The following is a 9,261-nucleotide window of genomic DNA, read 5'->3' on the forward strand; positions in this document are numbered from 1 at the left end:
GGTGAGCACGCGCGCGCAGCCGAGCGCGATGATGTCTTCGAGCGCTGCGGTCGGATCGCGTGCCGCGTCGAACGCGCGATGGAAGGTGACGTCGAGTTTGCCGGCCGCCGCGACGAGACGCCGGCACAGCGCGACGTCGACGTTGCCGTCCGCGTCGAGCGCACCGATGACGACGCCGTCGGCACCGCTGCGCACGCAGTCTTCGATGTCACTCATCATATTTGCAGCTTCGGCTTCGTCGTAGAGAAAATCGCCGCCGCGCGGACGCACCAGCACGTGGATCGGGATGCGCAGCCGCTTGCGCGCCTCGACCAGCGTGCCGTGCGACGGCGTCGTGCCGCCCTCGCGCAGGTTGGCGCAGAGCTCGATGCGGTCGGCGCCGCCTTCCTGTGCGGCGAGGGCGGAGGCGATCGAGGCGGCGGCGATTTCGAGCAGAGGCATGGGTGATCGATGAGACAATGAGCCGGCGGAGCAGGGCGATACGTCGAACTTGGCATGCCGTCGTGCGGCGTGCATCTTTGCAGGAAATCGGTTATTCCTTTATTTGGATCGATCCAAAGAACGCGACGGACTTTATCATTTTCGTGATACAGGTAAACACTGCATTGCACCATTCGCGTCGCGACGGTGCCGCTGGATCGATCCGAACACAGAAGAATCCACTTGTGGAGTCGCCGTGCGCCTGAAGTCCATGTTGCCCCTCATCTCGCTGCTCGCCGCGCTGGCGACGTCGGTCGCGGCCACGGAGAAACCTCCGGCGCAGCAGCCTGCCGTCGTCGATCACGGCGCGCTCGTTCTCGCCCCGAACATCGAAGCCTGGCGCAAGCTCGGCTTCGGCATGTTTATCCACTGGGGTCTGTATTCGGAACTCGGCGGCGTCTGGCAGGGCAAGCGGGTGACCAAGGGCTATGCCGAACAGATCCAGAGCTTCGCGAACATCCCGGCTGCGGACTATGCAAAGGTGGCCGAGCGCTTCAGCGCGGCGAAGTTCGACGCCGATGCAATCTGCGCGCTGGCGAAGGACGCGGGCGCGCGCCACATCCTCGTCACGAGCAAGCATCATGACGGCTTCGCGATGTTCGACACGCAGTCGACCGACTACAACATCGTCAAGCGCACGCCGTTCGGCAAGGATCCACTCAAGCTGCTGTCGACCGCATGTCGCAGGATCGGGCTCGGCTTCGGCGTGTATTTCTCGCTCGTCGACTGGTATGCGGGGCACGCGTTCGACCCCGACAACAACAATCCGATCCCGGTTGCGATGGAGCCGATGATCGAGCAGCAGCTGCGCGAACTGATGACGAACTACGGGACTATCGCCGAAGTCTGGTTCGACATGTCGTCGCCGACGCCCGAACAGAGCCGCAAGTTCGCCGCGATCGTGCGCGAGCTGCAGCCGCAGGCGGCGATCAACGGGCGCATCTGGAACAACGTCGGCGACTTCGTCACGCTCGGCGACAACGAGGTGCCGCCACCGGACCTGCAGCCACCGTTCGAAGTGCCGGCGTCGATCTACCACGAGACCTGGGGCTATCGCAGCTGGCAGAAGCGCGGGGATGTCGACGGCAAGGTGCGAGAGCTCGTGCACGGATTGACCGAAGCGCGCGCGCACGGTGGCAATTATCTGCTCAACATCGGGCCAATGGGCGATGGCTCGGTCGTGCCGTTCGAGGCGCAGGTGCTGCGCGGCATCGGCGCGTGGCTGCGTGCGCATCCGGGCGCGCTCGATATTGGACGTTCGAGCGCACCGGAAAAAGTCGTCGCCGCCGCCGCGGACGGCTCGATACGGATCGCGCGCAACGATTGGTCGGCGGGAACGAGCTTCGGTTTTCGCAACGGCTACACGACGCAGTACCCGACGACAGTGTTGCTTTCGGCCGCTGTTTCTTCGCCGACGGCGCGCACGGTCATGCTGCATTTCGAAGGCGCCAGCTCGCCCGCCAACGCGCGCTATTGCATCGCGGTCGGCAATCAGCTGCGCGATCAGGGCGAGGCGCAAGGGCTTTCCACCGATTTCGGACCATTCGAGTTGCCGGCAACGCGCACGATGCCATTGACGATACGTTTGATGCGACCCGCGTTTCCGGCTGAAGATTTGGGGCTGGATTTCGACGCTGTGCAACTGCTGCCCGTTTCGACCAAGAAGGAATCTGCACCGTGAATGTTTCCCGTCGCAATTTTCTCGCTTCCGCCGGTGCCCTGATCGCAACCGCAGCGTCGCCGTGGTCGTGTGCACGCGCGATGGCCGATGCCACGGCGCTGCCGCGGCCGACATCGAGCCAACTGCTCTGGCAGCGCGACGAGCTGGCGATGTTCGTACACTTTGGTGTCAACACTTACGCCGATCGCGAGTGGGGGCTGGGCAACGAAGACCCGACGATCTTCAACCCGACTGCGCTCGACGCGCGCCAGTGGGCGCGCAGCGCGCGCGAGGCCGGCGCGCGTGCGATGATCCTGACCGCGAAGCATCACGACGGCTTCTGCCTGTTCCCGACCAAGACCACGAAGCATTCCGTCGAGAGCAGTCCGTGGCGCGGCGGCAAAGGCGATGTCGTGCGCGAGTTCGCCGATGCCTGCCGCGCCGAGAACCTGCGCGTCGGCCTGTACTGTTCGCCGTGGGATCGCAACTCGCCGGTTTACGGCGGTGATCACTACAACGATTTCTACTGCGAGCAGTTGACCGAACTGCTCACGCGCTACGGCGAGATCCACGAGATGTGGTTCGACGGCGCCAACGGCGAAGGTCCGAGCGGCAAGCGCCAGGCCTACGACTGGCCGCGCATCCATGCGCTCGTGCGCAAGCTGCAGCCGAATGCGGTTATGTTTTCCGACGCGGGACCCGATGTGCGCTGGTGCGGCAACGAAAAGGGCATGGCTGGCTATCCGAACTGGGCAATGGTGAATCCCGCACGCGTGCCGTACCCGGGAGCGGACAGTCCTGACGTGAGCGACGCGTTGCTGCACGGCGATTCCGCCGGCACGATCTGGCGTCCGGCCGAAGCCGACGTGTCGATCCGGCCGGGCTGGTTCCATCACGCGACCGAGGACGACAAGGTCAAGAGCGTCGAAGCGTTGAACGAAATCTGGTTCAACTCGGTCGGGCACAATTCGAAGCTGCTGCTCAATGTGCCGCCGACGCGCGAGGGCCTGTTCCACGAGAATGATGTCGCGCGCCTGCACGAATGGCGCACGTCGCGCGACGCCTTGTTCGCGCACGATCTCGCTGCGGATAAAAAAGTCGTGTGGAAAAGAACCGGCGAACGCAGCGCCGTCGCCGAAGTCGATCTCGGCAAGGCGCAGCCGGTTGGCATCGTGCGCCTCGCCGAAGACATCGAGCAGGGCCAGCGCGTGTCGCGCCACGTGCTGCACGGCGCGATGGGCAGCGATTGGAAAGAACTCGCGCAAGGCTCGACGATTGGTGCCTGCAAACTCGATCGCATAGTCTCGCCGCAGTTGCGCAAGCTGCGCGTGACCGTCCTCGATGCGATCGCGCCGCCGTTGCCGCTGCGCGTTGCGGCGTATACGGGCAGCGCGGTTTGAGCGCCGCTGGCGCACTGACGGAAAGTTATTTCGATTCGCCCGGCTGGCGCCGAGCTTCGTCGACGACGTTGCCGTTCTCGCGCACGAAGATGCGATCGATCGCGCCGCCCTTCGGCGCCGAGAACTCGAAGCGCAAGTCGCGTTCCTTGGCAAAGAATTGCGTAGGCGACAGCGCGAAGATTGCAAAGGAGTGCGAACCGGAGCTCAGCTTAAGGTGCGATCCGTCGACGGCGACGGTGATATCGCCGCCTTGCCTGCTCGCGTAGCGCCCGGCCAGCTTCGAGAGTGCTGCGACGGACAGCTCGATTGCCGCAGGCGGCGTGTACGTCACGCCGCTGTGCGAGTAGCTGAACACCCGACTCATGCGCCAGCGGCCGTCTACGTATTCCCATAGATCGTCGAATTTCGCCTGACCGGTCAGGTATTCGGGTTTGTCGGGTTCTGTGATGTAGAAGCGGTGATCGCCGATCAGCAACGCACGGTTGCCCGCCATTGGATAGAACTGCACTGAACCCGCGACTGCTTCGCGGCGCACACGCTGGTCCGGATTGCCGCAGATGTTCTTCTTGATCGAATCGACCAGCTCTGCGCGCGATTTCGTCAAGCCGCCCTTGTCATGGTAGAACTCGATGTCGACGGTGAGGTAATCGCCTGCCGTGGCCAGGTCGCAGGTGTTGTAGGTTTTCCAGAACGCCTCGTCCGCGGCGCGCACCGCCGCTTCGACATCAGCCGGTGGCGTTTCGGCGCAAACAGTCGTCGTGGCAAGCGAGAGTGCGAAGAAGGCAAGGGCGGATTTCATCGCAAGGACTCCAGGTTGCGCGAGGGATGGTCGTGGCAGCCTATACTTTGCGTATTCCCTTGGCATCCGCAGGAAGCATGATTTCCGACGAAACCGATTCCACGCCGACGAAACCGCTGTCGAAGCGACTGAACAAATACATCGCCGAGACCGGCTTCTGTTCGCGGCGCGAAGCCGACCGCCTGATTGCGGAAAAACGCGTCACTCTCAACGGCAAGCCCGGCGGCATCGGCAGCCAGGTCGAGGAAGGCGACGAAGTCTTGATCGATGGCCAGCCGCTGCTCCAGCGGCGCAGCGGTGCGCGCGGACGCAAGCACGTCTACATCGCGCTGAACAAGCCGGTCGGCATCACCTGCACGACCGAGCACGAGGTCAAGGGCAACATCGTCGACTTCGTCGACCACGCCGAGCGCATCTTTCCGATAGGCCGCCTCGACAAGGATTCCGAAGGCCTGATTCTGCTCACGAGCAATGGCGACATCGTCAACGAGATCCTGCGCGCGGAAAACAACCACGAAAAGGAATATTTGGTCGGAGTGAACAAGCCGGTGACGCCCGAGTTCCTCACCGGCATGGCGCGCGGAGTGCGCGTACACGGGCAGATGACCAAGCCGTGCAAGACCGCGCGCATCGCCAAGTTCGGCTTCCGCATCGTGCTCACGCAGGGACTCAACCGGCAGATCCGCCTGATGAGCGAGGCGTTCGGCTATCGCGTGACGCAACTGCGCCGCGTGCGCATCGTCAACGTCAAGCTCGGTGCGCTCCGTCTCGGCCAGTGGCGCAACCTGACCGAGCAGGAGTTGCGCGGGCTGCTGCCGCAGCGGACGGAGTGGTGAGCTTGCTGAAAGCGTGAGCCATTCCGCAGATTTTCCCGTGCGCGTGAGCGCGCCTCGCAACATAATGCAGGTGGAGAACGGCTCGGCCGGACATGGCCCGACGGTCGCGTCGGTACGAGCAAGTCAAGGGGAAGACGAGCGATGCTGTCGAACCAGGTTCCGCAGAAGACTGATGCCGGCCGGCGCGAAATCGATTCGCGCGCACACAAGCTCTCCTGGCAACTGCGCGCATTGCTGATCGAAACCAACGGCGAACGCAGCGTCGCCGAGCTGACCCACGTGTTCAAGACCCACGAAGCGACGGTTGCCGCGCTCGACGAACTGCATGCGCTCGGCCTCGTCGATATTCCCGACGCGCAGGTGGAAATGCCCAAGCTCGTCGCCGGCGAAGGCATCACGCCGCTGCAGCAGGCGCGACAGCTGCTCAACGACACCGCGGTCGGATCGGTCGGCGTGTTCGGCGGCATCGCCGCGTTCCGCTTCACGCTCAAGATCGAGCACTGCTACACCGCCGCCGAGCTGCGCGCGCTGTTCCCCGACTATCGCAAGCTGGTCGCGAAGGGCAAGGGCGCCGACTATGCCGAGACGGTGCTGGTGCAAGTGGAGAAGCTGCTCGGGATGGCTTGAGCGTTCCGGCTTCTGTGGGTCGAGTCGTTTTCCTAGGCAGCGCACGGAGGGGTAAAACGGCTCTTGCCGCTGCCACTCACGAGCCGGAGATATTGCGCGGCATTTGGGGCACACTTGCCATTCCGTCGAATTAAGCGAGCGATCTCAAGCGTGGCAATGAAACCCAACTACCAGTACGACAAGCGCCAGCGCGATCTGGCCAAAAAGAAACTGCAGGACGAGAAGCGGCTGAAGAAGCGCACAAAAAACGACGTGGACGCCGCGCAGGAAAAGCCCGCGGATTCCTCCGCGGGCGAGAACGAGAAATCCGTGCCGAATTGATCAGTTCGGGCAGCGTCGTTGCGCGCAGCGCCCGTTCTCGCGCTGCGAGCGAGGCCACGTGGGCCGAAGCTCCGCGTCGAGCCCGCGTGCAATCAACGCGCTAGCGTTTCGCCGACTTCTTTGCGTCCTTCTCGGCCTTTTTCTCCTTCATGGTCTTGGCCGGTTTTTTCTTCGCGTCTTTTTTCTGGTTCATGCCTTTGCTCATGTCGATCTCCTTGGGTTGTCATTGGTGACGCGGCGAATGTGAGAAAGCGAAGCTTGCGCCAGGTCGTGACGGTATGCAACGCGAGTCGCGGCGAAGCGAACGCAGTTCACTTCGCGCTATCGTCGGCGCCCATCAGAGCCCGCCACCCGGCACGGCCGAGCTTGCGCAAGGTAGCGATGTTGCGACGATGGATTTCGTCCGGATCGACGATCGATTCCAGCACGCGTTCGATGCTCGATTCGCGCAGCAGATGCAGGATGGGGTAGGGCGAGCGATTGGTGCAATTCTCGATCGCATCCGCATCGGTATCGGCAAATTGATAGCCGGGATGAAAACTGGCGACCTGCAATTCGCCCTCCAGCCCCAACACCTGTACCGCCGTTTCCGCCGCATCAAGAAAATCGTTGTAGTCGAGAAACTCGGTCAGCACGTGCGGATGAATCAGCAGCGTCGTTTCGCAAATTTGCGGATCGGCATTTTGCAGTGCGACAAGTTCCTCGCATAAATCATCGAGCAACGCGTCTTCGTTGTCCGCATGGCTGACGCAAAAGCGCACGCGCTGCTGCGCTAGGGGCGCGCGCGCGAACGGGCACAGGTTCAATCCGATCACGGCGCGCGCGATCCATTGTTCAGTGACATGGATGACGTCCGCGTCCGCATTCGCGTCGGTTGAATTCGTTTGCGACGCAGAGGCATTCATCGGATCAAATCCGCACCACGCGAAACTTGCGTCCCTTGATTCCGCCTGCGCGCAGCCGATTCAGCGCCTTGTCGGCGAGGCTGCGTGCAACGGCGACGTAGGAACGCGTCGGGAAGATGTCGATCTTGCCGATCGCATCGCCTTTCAGACCAGCGTCGCCGGTCAGCGCGCCGAGGATGTCGCCGGCGCGCAGCTTGTCGGTCTTGCCGCCATCGATGCGCAGGGTCGCCATCGCCGCGGGTAAACCGTCCTTCGCCTTCGCGTTCGCTGCGGGCAGTTTCGACCATTGCAGTTTCGCGGCGGGATACTTTTCGCGCGCCTCGCGCGAAAGAAATCCAACACGCTCCAACTCGAGTTTTTCCAGCTCGTGCGCGCGATGCATTTCGCGCGGCGTGACCAGGTTGAGCGCTAGCCCGGTCTTGCCCGCGCGCGCGGTGCGGCCGATGCGATGGCGGTAGCTGTCGATGTCATGCGGCAGCTCGTAGTTGACCACTGCGGCGAGGTCCTTGATGTCGAGTCCGCGTGAAGCGACGTCGCTGGCGACGAGCACGCGGCAGGAGCGGTTGGCGAAGCGCACGAGCACTTCGTCGCGATCGCGCTGGTCGATGTCGCCATGCAGCGCGAGCGCGGCGATGCCGTCGTCGCCGAGCGCTTCGGTCACGTCGTCGACGTCGCGACGCGTGTTGCAGAACACGACGGTCGATTCGGGTTGGTGTTGCAGCAGCAGCGCGACGAGCGCGGCGGGCTTGCGCGCGAGGTCGATCTCGAAGAAGCGCTCGTCGATCTCGGGCTGCTCGACTTCGCCCGCGATCGTCACTTCGACCGGATCGCGCAACGTGTTGCGCGCGATCTCGCGGATCGCGTCAGGGAACGTCGCCGAGAACAACAGGCTCTGCCGCGATGGCGGCGTCTTGCCGACGATCTCGCGGATCGCTTCCTCGAAGCCCATGTCGAGCATGCGGTCGGCCTCGTCGAGCACGAGCGTGCGCAGCTTGGCGAGGCTGAGCGCATGCTTGCGCAGCATCTCCTGCACGCGCCCCGGCGTGCCGACGACGACGTGTGAATCCTTGCGCAGCGATGCGAGCTGCGGCGCGAGCGCGACACCGCCGGTCAGGGTTTGCACTTTCAGATTGGGAATGTCGAAGGCGAGACGGCGGATTTCCTTCGCGACCTGGTCGGCGAGTTCGCGCGTCGGGCAGAGCACGAGCGCCTGCGGTTTGACGAAACCTGGATCGAGGTGCTGCAGCAGGCCGAGGCCGAAGGCGATGGTCTTGCCGCTGCCGGTTGGCGCTTGCGCGATGAGGTCGCGACCAGCCAGCATCGGCGGCAGGCTCTGCGCCTGCACCGGCGTCATCGTGGTGAAGTTCTGTGTGGTCAGCGCCTTGAGCAAGGGCGCGGCGAGATCGAGCGAGGAAAAATCGGACATGCGTCAGGTGCTTGGCGAAGCGTCGTCGGCGACGCGGAATTTGCGGCCCTCGCGCGCGGCCATGCGCAGGCCGACGGAATCGGGCAGCAGTTTGATCAGGCCTTTGATCGTGCGATTGACGCGGCCGGGAATGTAGACGGCGTCACCGCGCTCAACTGCGGCCAGACCTTCGCGCACGACGCGGTCGGCCTGCATCCACAACCACTTCGGCATCTGCGAAACCAGGGCGCGCGAACCGGTGACGTCGTGGAATTCGGAATAGGTGAAGCCGGGGCAGAGCGCGCAGACGTGCACGTTCCTGCCGCGATTCTCGAGCGCGAGCGCCTGCGAGAACTTGATCAGATAGGCCTTGCTCGCCGCGTACAGCGTGTGCCCGGCCGGCGCTGGCACGTGACCGGCGAGCGAGGCAACATTGACGATGCGCCCGTAGTCGCGCTCGCGCATGCCCGGCAGCAGGCGGTAGGCGAGTTCGACCGGCGCGGTCATCAGCACCTGGATGAAATCCGCATGCACCTGCCACGGCTGCGAGGTCAGCGAACCGGGCACGTCGTAACCGGCGTTGTTGATCAGCACGTCGATCGCGAGACCGCGACGCGAGAGTTCGTCGCAGAGCGCGGCTGGCGTGTGCGGATCGGCGAGATCGGCGGCGATGCAGTCGACCTGCACGCCGTAGGCGGTTCTCAATTCGTCGGCGAGTGCGGCGAGGCGGTCGGCGCGGCGCGCGGTCAGCACGAGCGCATGGCCCGATGCGGCGAGCTGGCGGGCGAACTCCGCGCCGATACCGGCGGAAGCGCCGGTCACCAGTGC

At 64.0% G+C, this 9,261-nt stretch carries 10 protein-coding genes; 5 read left to right on the top strand and 5 right to left on the bottom strand.

Annotated elements, in window-relative coordinates; translation table 11 throughout:
• Positions 1-441 (bottom strand): copper homeostasis protein CutC (locus VF497_RS11630; RefSeq protein WP_330888852.1); only part of this gene is annotated, 441 nt, incomplete at its 3' end.
• Between the two features lie 250 nt (positions 442-691).
• Between VF497_RS11630 and VF497_RS11635 the strand changes: the two genes are divergently transcribed.
• Both VF497_RS11635 and VF497_RS11640 read left to right on the top strand, forming a co-directional pair.
• Positions 692-2,161 carry an alpha-L-fucosidase gene (locus VF497_RS11635; protein ID WP_330888854.1) on the top strand — a complete coding sequence of 490 codons (1,470 nt, stop codon included), beginning with the start codon at positions 692-694 and terminating at the stop codon, positions 2,159-2,161.
• Positions 2,158-3,540, top strand: coding sequence for an alpha-L-fucosidase (locus tag VF497_RS11640; RefSeq protein WP_330888856.1), 1,383 nt, complete (start codon positions 2,158-2,160; stop codon positions 3,538-3,540). The genes VF497_RS11635 and VF497_RS11640 overlap by 4 nt, the downstream gene beginning before the upstream one ends.
• Positions 3,541-3,565: 25 nt before the next feature.
• Here VF497_RS11640 and VF497_RS11645 read toward each other — a convergent pair whose 3' ends face one another.
• A complete protein-coding gene (locus tag VF497_RS11645; RefSeq protein ID WP_330888858.1) occupies positions 3,566-4,339 on the bottom strand; it encodes a DUF4440 domain-containing protein in 774 nt (257 codons plus the stop codon).
• 77 nt (positions 4,340-4,416) lie between these two features.
• Here VF497_RS11645 and rluF point away from each other — a divergent pair, with 77 nt between their 5' ends.
• From rluF to VF497_RS11660, 3 genes are all read left to right on the top strand, one after another.
• Complete coding sequence (rluF, locus tag VF497_RS11650; protein ID WP_330888860.1) at positions 4,417-5,175, top strand: 23S rRNA pseudouridine(2604) synthase RluF; 759 nt, start codon at positions 4,417-4,419, stop codon at positions 5,173-5,175.
• Positions 5,176-5,316: 141 nt separating this feature from the next.
• Positions 5,317-5,802, top strand: a complete 486-nt coding sequence (locus tag VF497_RS11655; RefSeq protein WP_330888862.1) for a hypothetical protein — start codon at positions 5,317-5,319, stop codon at positions 5,800-5,802.
• Between the two features lie 150 nt (positions 5,803-5,952).
• Complete coding sequence (locus VF497_RS11660) at positions 5,953-6,123, top strand: hypothetical protein (RefSeq protein WP_330888872.1); 171 nt, start codon at positions 5,953-5,955, stop codon at positions 6,121-6,123.
• Positions 6,124-6,434: 311 nt separating this feature from the next.
• Here VF497_RS11660 and VF497_RS11665 read toward each other — a convergent pair whose 3' ends face one another.
• From VF497_RS11665 to VF497_RS11675, 3 genes are all read right to left on the bottom strand, one after another.
• Positions 6,435-7,028 (bottom strand): DUF1415 domain-containing protein, encoded by a 594-nt coding sequence (locus tag VF497_RS11665; RefSeq protein WP_330888865.1) that lies wholly within the window; start codon positions 7,026-7,028, stop codon positions 6,435-6,437.
• A gap of 4 nt (positions 7,029-7,032) precedes the next feature.
• Positions 7,033-8,454 (bottom strand): ATP-dependent RNA helicase DbpA, encoded by a 1,422-nt coding sequence (gene dbpA, locus VF497_RS11670; protein ID WP_330888867.1) that lies wholly within the window; start codon positions 8,452-8,454, stop codon positions 7,033-7,035.
• 3 nt (positions 8,455-8,457) lie between these two features.
• Positions 8,458-9,261, bottom strand: an 804-nt coding sequence (locus VF497_RS11675; protein WP_330888870.1) for an SDR family oxidoreductase, incomplete at its 5' end; no start/stop codon positions are given.

Source organism: Rudaea sp. (genome assembly GCF_036383415.1).
Taxonomy (GTDB): Bacteria; Pseudomonadota; Gammaproteobacteria; order Xanthomonadales; family Rhodanobacteraceae; genus Rudaea.